The sequence below is a fragment of the Mycobacterium sp. AMU20-3851 genome (assembly GCF_043974665.1).
Lineage (GTDB): Bacteria > Actinomycetota > Actinomycetes > Mycobacteriales > Mycobacteriaceae > Mycobacterium.
Map to the genome: position 1 here is coordinate 4,464,614 of NZ_CP146371.1, position 16,704 is coordinate 4,481,317.

The window sequence follows — 16,704 nt, forward strand, 5'->3', positions numbered from 1 at the left end:
GATGAAAGCGTCCAGCACGAGCACAGTTCCTGTGCTGCAGGATATTCAAAAGTTCGAGGCGTCGCCGCGAACGTTCAGTCAAATGTTGGTCGACCGGGCTACGTGTGAGCCCGAGACGGTCGCCTTCGCCTCCTTTCGGGATGGCGTCGTACGTCGGACGACGTGGGCCGAGTACCTCCATGAAGTCCGGCAGGTCGCACTCGGACTTCACGGATTCGGCGTCGAAGCGGGTGATCGGGTTGCGATCATGTCCTCGACCCGTCGCGAATGGGTCATTGCCGCCCTGGCGATACACAGCCTCGACGCAACTCTCGTCGGCGTATATCCGACCAGTTCGGCGCCCGAGCTGGCACGAGTGCTCCAGATCAGCGAGGCGACAGCCATCTTCGCAGAATCCGAAGCCGATCTGCGCAAACTGGCTTCGATCGCTCCGAACACCCCTCACCTTCGACTGGCGGTGGGAATCGACACCACGCCGAGCGAACTCCCGGCATCCGTACGAGGCACGGATTGGCCATCTCTGCAACTGCTGGGGTGGGCTCGCACGGTCGCCGAGCCGGACCTGTTCGGCACTCTCGCCGAACGGGGCGACGCCGACCGCCCCGCGGTCCTGTTCTGGACATCCGGGTCCACCGGAGATCCCAAGGGGGTGATCCACACCCATCGCACCCTGCAGTACTCGGTGCTCGCGTTCGCGACCGCCTATCCGGACATCGGCCGCGTACATCGCGATTCCGTTGCATTCCTTGGTCTTTCCCATGTTGCTCCGGCGTTGGTGAACGTGTTCGCGCCGATCATGACGAAGTTGGTCGTGACCTTCTGCACCATGGAAGAGCGGCTCCCTGCACTCAAGACAGTCCACCCCACCGCCATCGTGTGGCCACCGCGCATGTATGAGAAGTTGGCCGGTGAACTCCTCGGAGAGCTGGCGAGATCGGGCCTGCTGTTTCGAGCGCGGTACGCGGCAGCCATGACGGTGTCACGCGCCGTCTGGGCTCGACGAGGCAGCAGCAAGCCTCTACCGCGGCACCTGAATGCGCTGTATCGGCTCAGTCTTCGGGCTGTCTTCGTACCGATGCGGGCTACGGTAGGGATGGACCGAGTCGAGGTCAGCTGGACCTCGTCGGGAGCAATGACACCCGAGCTTGCGGCGTTGTGGCAGATGTGGGGTGTGGACTTGCGCGAAATGTACGGGACCACGGAAACGTGTGGCCCCGTCCTCGTGCAATGGGGCCGATCCTGGTTCCGTCCGGGAACGGTCGGCAGATCACTGCCCGACCCTCGCTGGTCCGTCCGGGTCAGCGAGCAGGGAGAGTTCCAGGTGAAGGGCCCGTGTCTGTTCACCGGTTACTGGAACGACCCCGCAGCCACCGAATCTGCTCTCGACGACGGCTGGTATGGCAGTGGTGATCTCGTCGAGATCGCTCCAGACGGGGACGTCACGATCGTCGGCCGCATCAAGGACGTTCTCAAGACGAGCGGCGGGAAATCCGTCAGCCCCCAGCCCATCGAGGTGCGACTCAAGGCAAGCCCCCTGGTGGAGGAGGCGATTGTGGTGGGCGAGGGCCGCAAGTATCTGACGGCCTTGTTGAGTGTCAGCGAGGAAGCGAAGGAGATGTCGGCACAGGAGCAGCGTGCGGCTCTCCAGAGCTGGATCGAGGAGGTCAACTCCGAACTGGCTCGACCGCTGCAGGTCAAGAACTTCCGAGTGCTGCCGCGCGCTCTATCAGCAGACCTCGGCGAGCTCACGCTCAAGGCGACCATCAGACGGGGCAACATTCTTGTCTCCTTCGCCGAGCTGATCGATGAGATGTACGAAGGTCACGAACTGAATCAGATCTCGGGCCAAGCTCGGCTGCCCCGGCACGGCCATGGGTGAGTCAGGTTCGGCAGACGCCGCTGCCCGCGAGGTGCGGATCGAGCGGATGACCAGCGACGAGGTGACGGCCGCCGTCGCGGGTGGTTCCCGCACCGCGATCCTGCCACTGGGGGCCGTCGAACAGCACGGCCCCCACCTACCCCTGTCGATGGACGCCGATCATGCCGACGCACTCGCCGTCCGCATCGCCCACGCACTCGGGGGTGCTCTGGTTCTACCAACGATCCGAGTCGGATACTCCGCTCACCATCTCGGCTTCGCGGGAACCCTGTCCCTGCGACCGTCGACGCTGGAAGCCATGTGCGAGGACTACGGTGCGCACCTCGCCGACTCGGGCTTCGACACGCTCGTCCTGTTCTCCGCGCACATCGGCAACTACCCCGTGATGCGTGAGTTCGAGGGCCGCCTGGCCGGCAGATTGGCACCGCTGTCGGTGATCGTCTTTCTCGGCAGTGAAGCGATCCTCGAGGCGTGGCGCGACGCGGCAGACGCATCCGGACTGCGCGCCCGCGTCGGTGGACATGCGGATATTGCAGAGACGTCGGTCATGCTCGTTCTGCATCCGGACCGGGTACGGCCGGACAGGCTGGCACCTGGACTTTCAGTCGACACCGATGATGCCTTTCTGGCGCGCGTATTCAACGAAGGCCTCAAAGCACTCTCACCCAACGGAGTTCTCGGTGATCCTCACGGAGCCAACATCGCGATCGGCACAGCCTGCCTCGACTCGGTGACCGATCTGGTCGTCGACCACGTCCGGAGTCGACGCGCATAGCGTCGTCCCGGGTTCCCGCAGCAAACCCAATCAACCTGCGTTCGCTCTCAGGAGGAAGCCAGATGAATACTCTCAACCAGATCAGCTCCGGCGACCTCAGCCACGACATGTCACGACTGCGCAGGCTATACGGCCGCTACCCGACCGGCGTGGCCGCGATCTGTGCATTACGCGACGGACAACCGGTGGGGATTGTGGCCACGTCATTCACCCCGGTGTCGATGGAACCTGCGCTGGTGTCGATCTGCGTGCAACACACCTCGACAACGTGGCCGCAACTGTCCCGAGACGGCCATGTCGGGATCTCCGTGCTCGCCGAAGGACACGCCGAGTTGTCACGTCAGCTTGCGGCGAAGACCGGTGATCGCTTCGCCGGGCTCACCTGGTTTGCCAGCGAGTCCTCGGGAGTTTTCCTGGCACATGCGGCAGCCTGGCTCGACTGCCGGATAAGCTCGTCGATCACAGCAGGTGATCACGAGATAGTCCTGCTGGAAGTGGTCAGCGCTGCCGATGATGACACTGTCTCGCCACTGATCTTCCACGACAGCCGTTTTCGAATCATGCTCGCTGATGACCACCACAAGTGACCAGGGCGTGCACGCCCGCAACGGTGCTGCCGAGATGACCGAACGCGATCTGGGCTGGAAGATCGCCGAAGTGGCCGCGGACCCCGTTGCGGTTCCGGCCGAGACCCAAGCCATGGTGATCAACCGCCTCATCGACAACGCCGCAGCGTCGGCCGTCTCTGTAGGTCGGCGCCCTGTGGCGGTCGCGCGCACTCAAGCGCGCGCACACCGGAACACCCCTGGGGCAGCGATTTTCGGTATCTGCGGAAGCTTCTCACCCGAGTGGGCCGCCTTCGCCAACGGTGTGGCCGTTCGCGATCTTCAGTTTCACGACGCCTTTCTCGCCGACTACCACGCACATCCCGGTAGCACCATCCCCGCTCTGGTGGCCGTGGCCCAACACACCGGCCTTCGTGGCACCGATCTGATTCGCGGCATTGCCACCGCGTACGAAGTGCAGATCAGCCTCGCGAGAGGAATGTCCGTGCAGCACCGCATTTTCGATCGCGATGTACATCTGGGTGTATCCGTGGCCGCAGGTCTGGGCACCCTGCTGTGCTTGCCCGTCGAGACCATCCATGCCGCCATCGCGCACGCCGCACACCTGACCGCACTCCCATGCAGGCGCTCTGACCAGCCCCATGTCGGCTGGCGACTTCACACACCCGCCTACACCGGCAAACTGGCGATCGAGGCTGTCGACCGCGCGATGCGTGGTGGCCTTTCATCAACCCCGCCCGCCGACGGTGCGGATGACGGGCTCGACGCTGCATTCTGGCATGCGGACGACGTGTCCCTCCCCGACATGGGAGAGCCCAAGCGGGCCATCTTGGACAGTTACCCACGACAGCATTCCGCCGGCTACCTCGGGCAAGCTCCGATCGACCTGGCCCTCCAGATGCGGGACCGGATCAGCGACGTCAGCGAGATCGAGTCCATTGTGCTGCACACCAGCCACCGCACCCATGCCGTTGTCGGCACCGACCCCGACGATGCCAAGAAGTTCGAGCCCGATGCATCACGGAATGCCTTGAGCCACTCCGTCATGTACGTGTTCGCCGTCGCGCTGCAAGACGGCGTTTGGCATCATGAGCGGTCTTACGCGTCAGAGCGTGCCCGCCGTTCCGACACCATCGAGCTGCGGAAAAAGATATCCACGGTCGGAGTCCAGTCGATCGATTCCGCTGAAACGCCCTTCGGAATACGGGCTGATGTCACCATGCGCAATGGCGAGGTGATCGTTGACGAGCTCGCCGTAGCGCATGCCCACCCCGCGGGTGCCCATCCGTTCGGACGTAAGGACTACGTGGCGAAGTTCACCGAACTCGCCGAGGGCGTCATCGACAGGCGCGAGCAGCAGCGTTTCCTGGACGTCGTGGCGTGCCTGAGCGATCTCAAGCGGGGTTCACTGGGCATGCTGAACCCACTGGTGGACAACCAAATCCTGGACGCAGCCCCCAACACCTACGGGATTTTCCGGTAGCCCTCCCGGCCTTGGCGTGGCGCCGGGCCGACTCCCCCGCAGTCCGGCCCGGCCACTCAATCTCCGCCACCGGGGCGGCTGGCCTTCCGGTTCGGCCTGGCGTAGCGCGCCTCGCGAGCGATCGCGTCGAGCTCCCCCGCGTCGTACATCTCGTCGATGAGCTCGCTGAACGCTTCGAGGATGACCGCCCGCCGAATGGTGCCTTTGGCCGTGAGCTCGCCGGCGGCGACCGACAGCTCGCGCGGTAGAACACGGTACTTCTTGAGCTGATAGGGCCGCGAGAACTCGCCGTTCACCTCGTTGAGCCACGCGGCCACCGCGTCGTCGCGGTCCCGGTCCGTCAGCTCTGCGGCATCTCGGCTCAGACCCAGCAGTACTGACAGGTACTTTCGTCCGTCGCCCACCACGATCGCCTCGTCGATGAGCGGACTGGCCTTGAGTCGCACCTCGATCGGCTGAGGATTGACCATCTTGCCCCCGCTGGTCTTCAAGACATCCTTGAGCCGGCCGATGATCTTCACCTCACCGTCCGCGGCGAGCTCGACCAGATCACCGGTGCAGTACCAGCCATCCGACATGGCCGCGGAGGATGCCTCGGGATTCTCCCAGTACCCCACGAACAGTGAGGGAGTGCGCAGTTGCAGCTCGCCCTGTTCGGACACCCTCAGGGCCCAACGGGGATCCGGGAGGCACTTGCCGATGGTGCCCGGTTCGGGGAACGACCGATCCCATTGCGCCAGAACCGAACCACAGGTCTCGGTGGTCCCGAAGAGCTCACGGAGGTCAAGACCCCACATGTGCCAGAGTGCGGCCACGTCCGGGGTCATGCTCCCCGATGCTGTCCAGGTCACCCGAATGCGATCCATGCCGACCTTGGCCAACAGCGGGATGAACACAACCTTGCGACTCAGCGCGTTCGCTGCCGCCAGGTACCAAGGTAGCGTGCGCCCCTGCCAGCGCCGGGCACTGACCGCGCGTGCTACACCCATCGCCGTGCGGTAGCTCAGCTGGAACATTCGCCCCGACTCGGACAGTCCCTGCAGCGCCTCAGCGGCTAGCTTCTCGTGCATTCGGGGCGGCCACAGCACCGCCGTTGGTCGCACACCGATGAGAGCGTCGAGTCGTTCGTCGATGCTGCAATGGGTGATGACCAGTCGCGTCATGATGGGCGCGTATATGGCGATGAGAGCCGGTGCAACATGCGACAACCCGAGGAAGCCAACGAGGTCGTGGCGGGTGCGTCCTAGGTCGGGGTAGGACATGGCGAAGCCGAGGACCGAGTATTGGATGGTTCGGTGGGTGTGCGTGACACCCTTTGGCGCACCCGTTGAGCCGGAGGTGTAGAACAGGCCTGCGGGTTGATCGATGTCACCGGCCTCCACCATGTCGTCGAAGAGCGTGGGGTCCGCGGCAGCCTGCTCTCGGCCATCGGCCCGCAGTTGCTCCCACGTATCCGCTGTGGCGTCTCCCGCCATGCCGGGTGGGCGTGCGTCGAGCCCGATGGCCACCCGCAGATGGGGAAGCTCGGAGGCCAGGGCGGCCAGTTTCTCGGCGTCGTCGATCGTTTCGACAATCATCGCCGTGGCCTTGCTGTTCTGCAGTACGTGTCGAACCTCCGAGAGGGAGCTGGTCTGGTGCACACCGACCGGAATGCCCCCGACGCTGAGGATTGCCTGAGCCGCGATCACCCACTCGCGGCGGGTTCCGGACAAGATCGCCACGCGGTCACCCGGTGTGATGCCCCGCCGGTGCAGGCCCAGTGCCACCTCGCGTACTTCGCCGAGATATCCGCCCCAGGTGGTCTGACGAACCACGCCGGCCGACCAACTCTGAAATGCGACGGTGTCCGGCTCGAATCTGGCGCGTTCGCACAGCATCTGCGGGAAGGTCTGATCAACGGCCTCGAAACCGGTCAACGCCGACAGCACCGGCTCCCAGTCACTGACCTCGGCACGCGACGGTTCGGCCGTGACGTCATCACCCATCAGTCCAGTTCCTCAGTAGAGTTGTTGGTTACACCGTCGGAGACCGCTCATCAGCATGTCGTTGTCCGCCGGGTTTCTTACGATTCGGGGGGCGGTCGCCTCACTGCGCACGTCGTCCGACGGGCAGAATGTACCGGTCGCATTGCAGAGGCATTCCGAACTTCGGCATCACAGCAGCGGAAGATAGCCTGCAATGTGAACATGGATTAACCTAAGGTGGCTGGATGCACTTTGTCAATCGTCAGTTCGGAGCGAGCTCGGTGGAAGCTTGGAGCCTCATAACGGCTGTTCAGTCCACAGATGGGGTGGTGAAGACCGAAAGCGCAAACTTCCCCACTCCCTGGACGGAACCTGAGCGCGGAGTTGAGCTCCGATTACCGTGCTGTCGGCGTGTTGATCTCGCCGGGCAGGGCCCGCCAACACCGTCTCTGCGACCTCCGTCGGACTGGATATCGTGATCGCCATGGCTGAAGACCGACCCCGCGTCACGGCGCCTCGCGCGAGAGGCTCCCGTCGAGAGTTGTTACTGAAGGTGGCTGCGGACCTGTTCGTCGAGCACCCCTACGACTCGGTCACCGTCGAAATGCTGTGTGCGAAAGCAGGTATCTCCGCACCCGGTCTCTATCGTCACTTCAAGAACAAGCAGGCCCTGCTCATCGCCGTTGTGGAGGACCCGATCGGGGCACTCCAGGAGTTCGCTCGACAAGCCGCCGAAGCAGAAACCGACCCGCATGCGACCTTGACGGCCATGGTCGACTTCCACGTTCGGAGTGTCTTGCAGGGGCCACCGACTCCGCTGATCTTCCTCAAGAACGAGCAGTCTCTTCCCGAGAACGACCGCCGTCGCATCCGCCGTTCCATGAATCTCTATGCGGAGGAATGGATTTCGGTGGTCGCAAGGCTTCGCCCGGACTTGTCCGACCCAGCGGTACGACTTCTCACCCAAACAGTGTTCTCGATGCTCAATGCCGCTGCGACACTGCACAAGGGTCTTGACCACGAGACGATCGTCACCACGATGTCCACCGCCGCATACCACGCGCTGACGGCGTCCGACCAGCCGCCCACGTGAACCCCACTAAGTGAGCAGGGCGCGGCTCATCACCACGCGTTGGATCTGGTTGGTGCCCTCGTAAATCTGGGTGATCTTCGCGTCGCGCATCATCCGCTCGACCGGAAAGTCGGTGGTGTACCCGGCGCCGCCGAACAACTGCACCGCATCCGTGGTCACGTCCATCGCGACATCAGAGGCAAAACACTTCGACGCCGCCGAGACGAACCCGAGGTTGCCTTCACCGCGCTCAGCACGGGCCGCGGCGCTGTAGACCATCAACCGGGCGGCCTCGACCTTCATGGCCATATCGGCGAGCATGAACTGCACACCCTGGAAATCACTGATCGCCTTGCCGAACTGCCTACGCCCCTTTGTGTATTCGATCGCCGCATCCAACGCACCCTGGGCGATCCCGACGGCCTGGGCGCCGATGGTGGGACGAGTGTGATCCAGGGTTGCCAGCGCCGTCTTGAAGCCGGTACCCGGGTCGCCGATCATCCGATCCCCCGGAATCCGGCAGTTCTCGAAGTACAACTCCGTGGTCGGCGAACCCTTGATGCCGAGCTTCTTCTCTCTCGGCCCGACGGTGAAGCCCTCATCGTCGATGTGCACAACGAACGCCGAGATCCCGTTGGCGCCCTTGTCGGGATCGGTTACCGCCATCACCGTGTACCAGGACGACTTGCCACCGTTGGTTATCCACGCTTTGGTCCCGTTGAGGATCCAGTCCTCGCCGTCGGCCTTGGCGCGCGTGCGCATCCCGGCGGCATCACTGCCGGCCTCACGCTCAGACAATGCATAGGAGGCCAACTGACCGTTGACCAGGTCGGGCAGCACCTTCTTTTTCAGGTCGTCCGAACCGCGCAAGATCAACCCCATGGTGCCCAGCTTGTTGACCGCCGGAATCAGCGACGCCGACGCGTCGACGCGGGCCACCTCTTCGATGACGATGCACGCCGCCACCGAGTCCGCACCCTGGCCGCCGTACTCCTCGGGCACATGCACGGCATTGAAGCCCGAAGCGTTCAACGCCGCCAACGCCTCGTCCGGAAACCGCGAATTTTCATCGACATCCGACGCATACGGAGCTATCTCGTTCTCGGCCAGCGCCCGGATCGCCGTACGCAGGTCACCATACTCAGCCGGTAGCTGGAAAAGATCGAATGGTGTTTGGTTCATGGCCACTCCTCCAGCCGAGTCCTGACCGCAGTCAGATAGCGCGCCGCGTCTGCACCGTCGATGAGCCGATGGTCGTACGTCATCGACAGATACGCCATAGACCGGGTGCGGATCACCAGTGCACCGTCGCTGTCACGTTCGGGCACCAGGCGTTCGGTGGCCGCACCGACGCCGAGGATGGCCGACTGGGGCTGGTTGATGATGGGTGTGTCGAACAGCGCCCCGCGGCTGCCGGTGTTGGTGATCGTGAACGTGCCGCCACTCATTTCGTCGGGCCGTATCGAACCGTCGCGTACGGCCGCGGCGGCTGCCGCGATGGCCGCACCCATCTCGACGAGATTCTTGAGCTGGGCATCGTGGATTACCGGCACCATAAGCCCCTTGGGGCTGTCCACCGCCACTCCCAGGTGCACGGAGCCGTGATAGATCACCTCAGAACAGTCGTCGTTGACCGTGGCGTTGATGAGAGGATGCTCCGCCAGAGCGTCCACCGCAGCGATCACGATGAACGGCAGATAGGACAGCCGAGAGCCGGTGCGTTCGAGGAACTCCTCCTTCATCTGTGCGCGACGGACCGCGATCGGGGTGAGATCAGCCTCGACAACAGTGGTCAATTGGGCTGCAGTCTGCAGTGATTCGATCATTCGTCGCGCGATCGTGCGGCGAATCCGAGGCAGCTTCTCGACCCGGTCACCCTCACCACCGGTCCCGCTTTGCGAGGTCAGCGGCAGGCAGTCAGGCGCGGAAGACGCCGCATTCTCAGTGTCAGGCGTGGGCGGGGGTTCTGTTGCTGAAGGAGCCGGCGCCTGCGCGGGCGGGCCCGGTCTCGTCGAGGCGGCGACTCCGAGCCTCGCCACGACCGTACCCACCGCCACCACGGCATCTTCGGGTTCGACGACTTCGATCAGGACACCGGCTGCGGGAGCGGCGATCTCGGTGTCCACCTTGTCGGTTGACACTTCGAGCAATGGTTCGTCGAGCTCGACGACATCACCCACTGCCTTGAGCCAGCGCGTGATCGTCGCCTCGGTGACGGCCTCGCCCAGGCTGGGCAAGGGCACCGCGATTGTGCTTTCCGCTGCAGTCACGTCATACCGTCCCGATGAGATCGAGTGCTGCGCCGACGATGCTGTCGGTGTCGATGCCGTGATAGCGATACACGTCTTCCAGCGAGCCGACCTGTCCGAATCGACTGACCCCCAGCTGGATTCCCGGTACACCGTTGATCGCCGGCAGAAACGCCAACGTGTGTGGATGACCGTCGAGCACGCTGACCATCGGTGTCGCGCGTCCGCCCGGGAAAAGCTGGTCCAGAATCCAGGTGGGTCCGTCGCCGCGTCCCTGTCGGGCCTGCAGCGCCTCGAACAGGAGGCCCGGACTTGTCACACACACGACGTCGGCGTCGACGCCGTACAGCGCCAATCGCTCGGCGGCGGCCAAGGTCTCGGTCATCACCGCACCCATCCCGACCAGTGTCAACCCTGGGTCGGCGGCCTTGCGCAGCACGTAGCCCCCGGCCAGGACGTGGCGGCGGCGCCGCTCCCGTCCGGCGGGGTCCGCCGGCACAGCCGCCAGCAACTGGTCCACCGGCCTGGTGGACAACCGGATGTAGGCCGATGTGCCGTCAGGGCGGCCGAGGCGGCCGATACACGACAGCAGCGTCCATTCGACATCTATGGCGAAAGCCGGTTCATAACTCACACAACCGGGCTGCTCCAGACCGATGGAGGGTGTCTTGATCGACTGGTGGGCGCCCCCCTCGGCTGCCAACGTGACACCGGATGGGGTACCGACCAGAATTGACTGGCCACCTGCATAGATCCCATACGACCAGGGTTCCAGCGCGCGCTCGACGAACGGGTCGTAGAGCACACCGATGGGCAGCAATGGCTGTCCCCACCGGCTCCAGGTCGCGCCGAGTTCGCTCATGAGCCCTACCAGGTTGGTTTCGGCGATGCCGAGTTCCATGTGTTGCCCGGTCGGTTTCTCCCGCCAATGCATGATGGTCTCGGGGTCGTCGTCGAACCAGTTGCGCCGCTCGCTCGGTGACCAGATACCGACCTTGTTCAGCCAACCCGCCAGGTTCGTCGTCGAACTGACGTCGGGACTGACGGTCACCACCCGTTTGGCAGCTTCCGGAGACTGGCGGCTCAGATCGAGCAGCGCTCGACCCAGCGCAGCCTGAGTGGTCGCCGTGCCCGACGGGGTGCGGCCAAGGTCTCCCGGTATAGGCGGCGGAGTCGTCAGCTGCACCGGTTCGCGTTTCAGGCGTTGCGCCGTCAGCGCGCAGAGCTCGCCCGCGGGGGTGCCGGGATCGAATCGGGACCAGGGGTCGTCGACATCGATGCCCAGCTCCGTGGCCAGCTGCTCGTACTGGTCCGTCGTGAGCAAGGACGAGTGGTTCTGTGGATGCCCCTGTGTAGGTAGCCCGCGCCCCTTGATCGTGTAGGCGATGATGGCTGTCGGGCGGGTATCGTCGATCTGTGCGTACGCTTCGCGTAGCGCAGCGAGATCGTGGCCGCCGAGATTGCGAATCGCCTGGAGCAGTTCCACATCGTCCAGTTCGGTCACCAACGCCGCAATGGCCGTCGCGTCCGGACCCGTCCCCGGCAGCCGTTGGCGGAGGTCATCTGCGGTGCAGCGTAATAGCCGTTGGTACTCGGCATTGGGCATGTCGAGGATCCGGGTGCGCAGCGCGGTCCCGCCAGGACGGGTGAACAGCGATTCGAGCAAGGCGCCGAATTTCACCGTGATCACCTGCCAGCCTGCCGAGGTGAACATGGCCTCCAGTCGTCCGGCGGCGATGTTCGGCACCACCCGGTCCAGCGATTGGCGATTCAGGTCGATGATCCAGACGATCTCGCCGAGGTCCGCCACCGCGGGATCGAGGACCGCCTCCCACACCGCGCCTTCATCCAGTTCGGCGTCGCCGACCAACGAATACTGCCGCCCCTTGCCGACAACGCCGAACTGGGTGTCCACGTATCGGCGTGCGATCGCACCCCAAATCGGCGCGGTGGCACCGATCCCCACCGATCCGGTTGAGTAGTCGACCGGATCCGGGTCTTTGGTCCGGCTCGGATAGGACTGAAGTCCGCCGAATTCACGCAATCGGGGCAGATACGATGCATCGAGTTCACCAATGAGGTAGTTGATGGCGTGCAAGACCGGTGATGCGTGCGGCTTGACCGAAACGCGGTCCCCAGGTTGCAACTGCTCAAACCACAGGGACGTCATGATCGACACCACCGATGCACTGGACGCTTGGTGGCCGCCGACCTTCAGGCCACTGGCGTTAGGGCGAATTCGGTTGGCGTAGTGGATGATCGCCGTCGACAGCCACAACACCCGCTGCTCGATCTCGCGCAGCGCGATATGTGGGCTGTCAACATGGTGGGCAATGCTGTGCACTGCGGAGTTGCCGGGCATCAAGCGTCCTCGTCGGTGAGCGTCGTGTGTGACAGGGATGGCTGCACTGGACTCAGGTCATGAGTCTGCGACCGCATTGTCGCGCGGGTTCCCTGGGTGAGGGCGTCCCGACGCTGTGGTGGCGTATCGCCACCCAAGGTACGGTTTGCATATGCAAAAGATCACCTATAGTGCAGCATCCGCCTCATATATGCGCAAGACGCGCCCTTCCAAAGAAGCAATCTGCACAGCACCAGGTGTGCGGCGTCCATCGTGCTGGGCATCGTGACCACCAAACCGCGCGTCGACGCGATCGATGCAAGGATCATCAAAGCGCTCAGCGAGGATCCCCGGGCCACCGTGATCGCTCTCGCCAACACCACGGGGGTGTCCCGGAATACCGTTCAGGCGCGGCTGGGCAGGCTGGAGAACCAGCAGGTGCTCCGATCACTCGAACGCCGGATCGATCCGGCCGCACTCGGTTATCCGCTCACTGCCTTCATCTCGACTCGGGTGACTCAGCGCAAGCTCACCCAGATCGCGGGCGCCCTCGAGAACATTCCCGAAGTGATCGAGGTCCACGGGTTGGGTGGAGTCACCGATCTGCTGATCCAGGTAGTGGCGCGGGAAGCCGATGATCTCTACCGGATAGCCGGCCAGATACTGAACATCGATGGTGTCGAGCAGACAACGACATCGCTCGTGATGCGCAAGCTCATCGACTACCGGATCACTCCACTTCTCGACAACCTGATCCCCCACACCCGGAGATGAGCGATCTGCACACCGGGGGCGCTGGATTGCGCTATCGCAGTGGGCAGAATGCACGATGTCATCGATACCCGTTGTGCGACAGTACGACAACGGTGTTGACTGGCTGAACTCCACCCCATTTCGGCTCACGCACCACAGGATGACTAGGGTCCGAAAGATCCAGACCCCGAGGAGGGACGCCGTTATGAACGGCAACGGTCAATCAGCGCAACGCGCATCGATGAGTTACGAACCGCTCACTCCTACTGCGTACCTCGACCGCGCGGCCAGCTGTCACGGGGATCGCCTGGCGGTGGTGGACGGCGAGTGCAGATGGACCTACGAACAACTGCACCAGCGTTCCGCGCAGCTGGCGGGCGGTCTGGCGCAACTGTCGTCGGGGCGCCCGGTCGCCGTTCTGGCACCCAACTCGCACGTTCTGCTGGAGTCGCATTTCGGTGTGCCCTGGTCCGGTTCACCCCTGATCGCCCTGAACACCCGCCTCTCGGCACCCGAGATCGCCTATATGCTAAGCCATTCGGAGGCATCGGTACTGATCTACGATCCGATCTTCGCCGACATCGTCGAGCAGGTGCGGAGGCAGCTGAGCGCTCCACCGATCCTTGTGCAGGCTGACGATGACCCGCAGGGTGATTACGAACAGATGTTATCGGCGGCATCCCCTCAGCGCCGGACGCCGACCCACGAGCTGGAGTTGCTGTCGGTGAACTACACCTCGGGGACTACGGGAAAACCCAAGGGAGTCATGTACTCCCACCGCGGTGCCTACCTTCAAGCGCTCGCGATGGTGGGGCATACAGGTCTGTCTCCATCGGGGGTCTATCTCTGGACCCTGCCGATGTTCCACTGCAACGGATGGTGTTTCCCCTGGGCGGTCACCGCCGCGGCCTCCACACATGTGTGCTTACGCAAGGTCGACCCGTCAGAGATCTGGCGCCTGATCCGGCAGCAGAGGGTGACCCACCTCAACGGTGCCCCGACCGTGCTGTCCATGATCGCCCACGCGGTCGAGGCAGACACCATCGAGGGCACTCCCGTGCGGATAGCCACCGGTGGTGCACCGCCCTCGCCGGCCATCCTGCGCCGGATGGCGGACCTCGGATTCGATGTCACGCATCTGTACGGGCTGACCGAAACGTACGGACCAGCTGCCATATGCGATTGGCGCCCCGAGTGGGATGAACTCGATCTGGAAGCGCGCGCGAAGATCAAGGCCCGGCAGGGTGTCGCGAACATGATCTCGTGTGAAATTCGTGTGCTCGCCGACGACGGGACCGATGTACCCGCTGACGGCGCGCGCACCGGCGAGATCGCGCTGCGCGGGAACAACGTGATGGTCGGCTACCTGCATGACCCGGCCGCCACCGAAGCGGCGGCCCCGGACGGCTGGTTCAGAACCGGCGACCTTGGCGTGCGCCATCCCGACGGATACATCGAATTGCGTGATCGGAGTAAGGACGTCATCATCTCGGGTGGCGAGAACATTGCCTCCGTGGAGGTCGAGCAGGCCATCATGGAGCACCCCGCCGTCCTGGAGGTTGCGGTGATCGCTGCGCCGGACCCTCAGTGGGGCGAAGTACCGGCCGCTTACGTCACACTCAAACCCGGTTGCAGTGCCACCGCCGAGGACATAATCGATCACGTCAAGGCCACCATCGCCCGGTTCAAGGCACCCAAGCGTGTTGTTTTCGGTGAGCTACCAAAGACCTCCACCGGCAAGACGCAGAAGTACCTGCTGCGCGAACGCGCCTGGCGAGACCAGGAGAAGCGCGTCCAATGACTCACAGCGGCCTCACATCAGCATGATCGCAGCAACCGGACATCAGATCGCTTGGGAACTCGCCGATGCCCTGAACCGCCACCTGACTGCCGAAGACCGCGCCTTGGTGTACATGAACCTCGGCAGCGCGCACCACTCGGCGGCGATTCGCCGCCTACTGCACGTTGCTCTGCGCGGCCAGATCTCCCTTGCGCCTCCGATTCTCGACCGAATACACGTCTGGTGCCGCATCTCGCGATGCGAGGACGAGTATGAGCCACTGCTCTCGCGACTTCGAAGTCTCTGGTGCAAATGACCTTTGCCTGCGCATTGCGCTTCTGCCCGATCCGGAACGCAAGATAACCCGATGGTCCCCGACGTCGCCGATGGCGGCGGCGCGCCCGTCACCACACCTGACGTATCGGACGTCAGATGCTGAGTTCTGAATCTCTCGGGGTACTGGGCTTCTGCCCTCTTGCGACGGTCGCGAGCAGGGCGACCGCAAGGATCGCCGGGATCGCCATAACCGAGAAAATAGTCGACGCGCCTAGACCTATCGCGAGGGCGATCGCCCCGGCCGCTGGGCCGGAGATAGATCCCAGCCTCCCAATTCCCAACGCCCAGCCCACTCCTGAGCCTCGAATCGAGGTCGGGTATATGGTGGCGGCGATAACGTTCATGATCGCCAGGCTCCCGAGCACTCCGACGCCGACCACGAACACTCCGAGCAGTGTGAGGCCCGTGCTGACCCCCATCACTGCCGCAGTCACCAGAATAAAGGCCGCCGCCAGAAGATAACTCCCCATGGCCACCCGGGCAGGATTACTCAGCCGATCCGCGACGCGCCCAAGGCTGATTCCACCGACTACCCCACCAAGAGCGAACAGCGCGACGGCCGTGGATGCCAAGGCCGTAGACATTCCGGCGCCTTCAAAAAGCGTAGGCATCCAGCCCATCAAGAAGTACAGAATCAGGTAGTTGATGAAGAAGATTCCCCAGACGGCGAGTGTCGCGGTTGCCCTGCCTGGCGCGAACAAACGAGTCACCGACGCCTTCTCTGGCGCCTCGTCGGATGCATACACAAACTTCGCGTCGGCAGTGACTGAAGCCTGGGGATCGAGGGCACGCAGCAATTCGACGCACTTCTCCCGGTTGCCAGACATGGAAACAAACGCGATCGACTCGGGAAGCAACCGAACCGCGACAAGAGCGACGACAAGCGGCAAACCACCGCCGACGATGAAGAGCGCCTTCCACCCATAGCTCGGGATCAGCGTTGCAGCAGTCAATCCCCCGACGAATCCCCCCATCGACATCGCACTGACCAGGATGGTGACGACGGTCCCGCGAATTCGTTTAGGGGTGAATTCCGATGCCATGGCAATAAGATTCGGAGTCACTCCGCCCAGGGCGAGACCTGTGACGATCCGGAGCGCAATCAGGACCGGCATGGATTCTGCGAAGGCCGTCAGTAGGGTGAAAATGGAGAACAACAGTGTGCCTGCGAGTATCACCCGCCTCCGCCCAAACCTGTCCGACAATGATCCGAACAGGATGCTGCCGAACACCATTGCGGCAGCACTGGCCGACAGCACCACACCAAACTCGGCGGTGCCCACTTCCCAGTCACGGGCTATCGACGGCACCGCATATCCGAGCATCATCGCATCGAAACCGTCGAGTATGGCGAGAATGACCAGCAGTACTATCGTTCGCCTCTGAAGGGCAGAAACCGGCGCTGTGTCAATGGTTTTCGACAGATCAATCCACGCACCCACGTCCTAGCCTCCCATTCTGGGATCCGACACCGAATATCTACCGCGAGCGATGAATGATGTTGGC

General features: G+C 63.5%; 13 protein-coding genes. 8 read left to right on the plus strand and 5 right to left on the minus strand.

The features are described from left to right. Position 1: 1 nt before the first annotated feature. The 4 genes from V4U86_RS21335 (at position 2) to V4U86_RS21350 (ending at position 4,703) form a co-directional block, all read left to right on the plus strand. On the plus strand, positions 2-1,879 hold the full coding sequence (locus V4U86_RS21335; protein ID WP_395312148.1) for an AMP-dependent synthetase/ligase: 1,878 nt from the start codon (positions 2-4) through the stop codon (positions 1,877-1,879). Continuing rightward, positions 1,872-2,654 carry a creatininase family protein gene (locus V4U86_RS21340; protein ID WP_395307907.1) on the plus strand — a complete coding sequence of 261 codons (783 nt, stop codon included), beginning with the start codon at positions 1,872-1,874 and terminating at the stop codon, positions 2,652-2,654. The genes V4U86_RS21335 and V4U86_RS21340 overlap by 8 nt, the downstream gene beginning before the upstream one ends. A 62-nt stretch (positions 2,655-2,716) precedes the next feature. Further along, the gene (locus tag V4U86_RS21345) at positions 2,717-3,241 is read left to right on the plus strand and encodes a flavin reductase family protein (protein ID WP_395307908.1); all 525 of its coding nucleotides are present in this window, start codon (positions 2,717-2,719) and stop codon (positions 3,239-3,241) included. Next, positions 3,225-4,703 (plus strand): MmgE/PrpD family protein, encoded by a 1,479-nt coding sequence (locus V4U86_RS21350; RefSeq protein ID WP_395307909.1) that lies wholly within the window; start codon positions 3,225-3,227, stop codon positions 4,701-4,703. The genes V4U86_RS21345 and V4U86_RS21350 overlap by 17 nt, the downstream gene beginning before the upstream one ends. Positions 4,704-4,759: 56 nt before the next feature. On the opposite strand, the gene V4U86_RS21355 is transcribed toward V4U86_RS21350, so the two are convergent. Beyond that, positions 4,760-6,688: an AMP-dependent synthetase/ligase gene (locus V4U86_RS21355; RefSeq protein ID WP_395307910.1), complete on the minus strand. Its 1,929-nt coding sequence runs from the start codon at positions 6,686-6,688 to the stop codon at positions 4,760-4,762. A gap of 463 nt (positions 6,689-7,151) precedes the next feature. Between V4U86_RS21355 and V4U86_RS21360 the strand changes: the two genes are divergently transcribed. Then, positions 7,152-7,760, plus strand: a complete 609-nt coding sequence (locus V4U86_RS21360; RefSeq protein WP_395307911.1) for a TetR/AcrR family transcriptional regulator — start codon at positions 7,152-7,154, stop codon at positions 7,758-7,760. A 6-nt stretch (positions 7,761-7,766) separates the two neighbouring features. On the opposite strand, the gene V4U86_RS21365 is transcribed toward V4U86_RS21360, so the two are convergent. The 3 genes from V4U86_RS21365 to V4U86_RS21375 are packed head-to-tail and all read right to left on the minus strand — an operon-like array spanning position 7,767 to position 12,350. Beyond that, positions 7,767-8,921: an acyl-CoA dehydrogenase gene (locus tag V4U86_RS21365; protein WP_395307912.1), complete on the minus strand. Its 1,155-nt coding sequence runs from the start codon at positions 8,919-8,921 to the stop codon at positions 7,767-7,769. After that, positions 8,918-10,009 (minus strand): 2-oxo acid dehydrogenase subunit E2, encoded by a 1,092-nt coding sequence (locus V4U86_RS21370; protein WP_395307913.1) that lies wholly within the window; start codon positions 10,007-10,009, stop codon positions 8,918-8,920. The genes V4U86_RS21365 and V4U86_RS21370 overlap by 4 nt, the downstream gene beginning before the upstream one ends. Before the next feature lies 1 nt (position 10,010). Further along, a complete protein-coding gene (locus tag V4U86_RS21375; RefSeq protein ID WP_395307914.1) occupies positions 10,011-12,350 on the minus strand; it encodes a transketolase-like TK C-terminal-containing protein in 2,340 nt (779 codons plus the stop codon). 249 nt (positions 12,351-12,599) lie between these two features. Between V4U86_RS21375 and V4U86_RS21380 the strand changes: the two genes are divergently transcribed. From V4U86_RS21380 to V4U86_RS21390, 3 genes are read left to right on the plus strand one after another with little or no spacing between them, the layout of a single operon-like run. Then, on the plus strand, positions 12,600-13,103 hold the full coding sequence (locus V4U86_RS21380; protein WP_395312149.1) for an Lrp/AsnC family transcriptional regulator: 504 nt from the start codon (positions 12,600-12,602) through the stop codon (positions 13,101-13,103). Between the two features lie 55 nt (positions 13,104-13,158). Then, positions 13,159-14,883, plus strand: a complete 1,725-nt coding sequence (locus V4U86_RS21385) for an AMP-binding protein (RefSeq protein WP_395307915.1) — start codon at positions 13,159-13,161, stop codon at positions 14,881-14,883. A 22-nt stretch (positions 14,884-14,905) separates the two neighbouring features. Continuing rightward, positions 14,906-15,178 carry a hypothetical protein gene (locus tag V4U86_RS21390; RefSeq protein WP_395307916.1) on the plus strand — a complete coding sequence of 91 codons (273 nt, stop codon included), beginning with the start codon at positions 14,906-14,908 and terminating at the stop codon, positions 15,176-15,178. Positions 15,179-15,290: 112 nt separating this feature from the next. Here V4U86_RS21390 and V4U86_RS21395 read toward each other — a convergent pair whose 3' ends face one another. Further along, positions 15,291-16,640 (minus strand): MFS transporter, encoded by a 1,350-nt coding sequence (locus V4U86_RS21395; protein WP_395307917.1) that lies wholly within the window; start codon positions 16,638-16,640, stop codon positions 15,291-15,293. Positions 16,641-16,704: the final 64 nt, after the last annotated feature.

Coding starts and splice junctions, on each gene's coding strand:
- V4U86_RS21335 (WP_395312148.1), top strand. CDS start 2: ATGAAAGCGTCCAGCACGAGCACAGTTCCTGTGCTGCAGGATATTCAA.
- V4U86_RS21340 (WP_395307907.1), top strand. CDS start 1,872: ATGGGTGAGTCAGGTTCGGCAGACGCCGCTGCCCGCGAGGTGCGGATC.
- V4U86_RS21345 (WP_395307908.1), top strand. CDS start 2,717: ATGAATACTCTCAACCAGATCAGCTCCGGCGACCTCAGCCACGACATG.
- V4U86_RS21350 (WP_395307909.1), top strand. CDS start 3,225: ATGACCACCACAAGTGACCAGGGCGTGCACGCCCGCAACGGTGCTGCC.
- V4U86_RS21355 (WP_395307910.1), bottom strand. CDS start 6,688: ATGGGTGATGACGTCACGGCCGAACCGTCGCGTGCCGAGGTCAGTGAC.
- V4U86_RS21360 (WP_395307911.1), top strand. CDS start 7,152: ATGGCTGAAGACCGACCCCGCGTCACGGCGCCTCGCGCGAGAGGCTCC.
- V4U86_RS21365 (WP_395307912.1), bottom strand. CDS start 8,921: ATGAACCAAACACCATTCGATCTTTTCCAGCTACCGGCTGAGTATGGT.
- V4U86_RS21375 (WP_395307914.1), bottom strand. CDS start 12,350: ATGCCCGGCAACTCCGCAGTGCACAGCATTGCCCACCATGTTGACAGC.
- V4U86_RS21385 (WP_395307915.1), top strand. CDS start 13,159: ATGTCATCGATACCCGTTGTGCGACAGTACGACAACGGTGTTGACTGG.
- V4U86_RS21390 (WP_395307916.1), top strand. CDS start 14,906: ATGATCGCAGCAACCGGACATCAGATCGCTTGGGAACTCGCCGATGCC.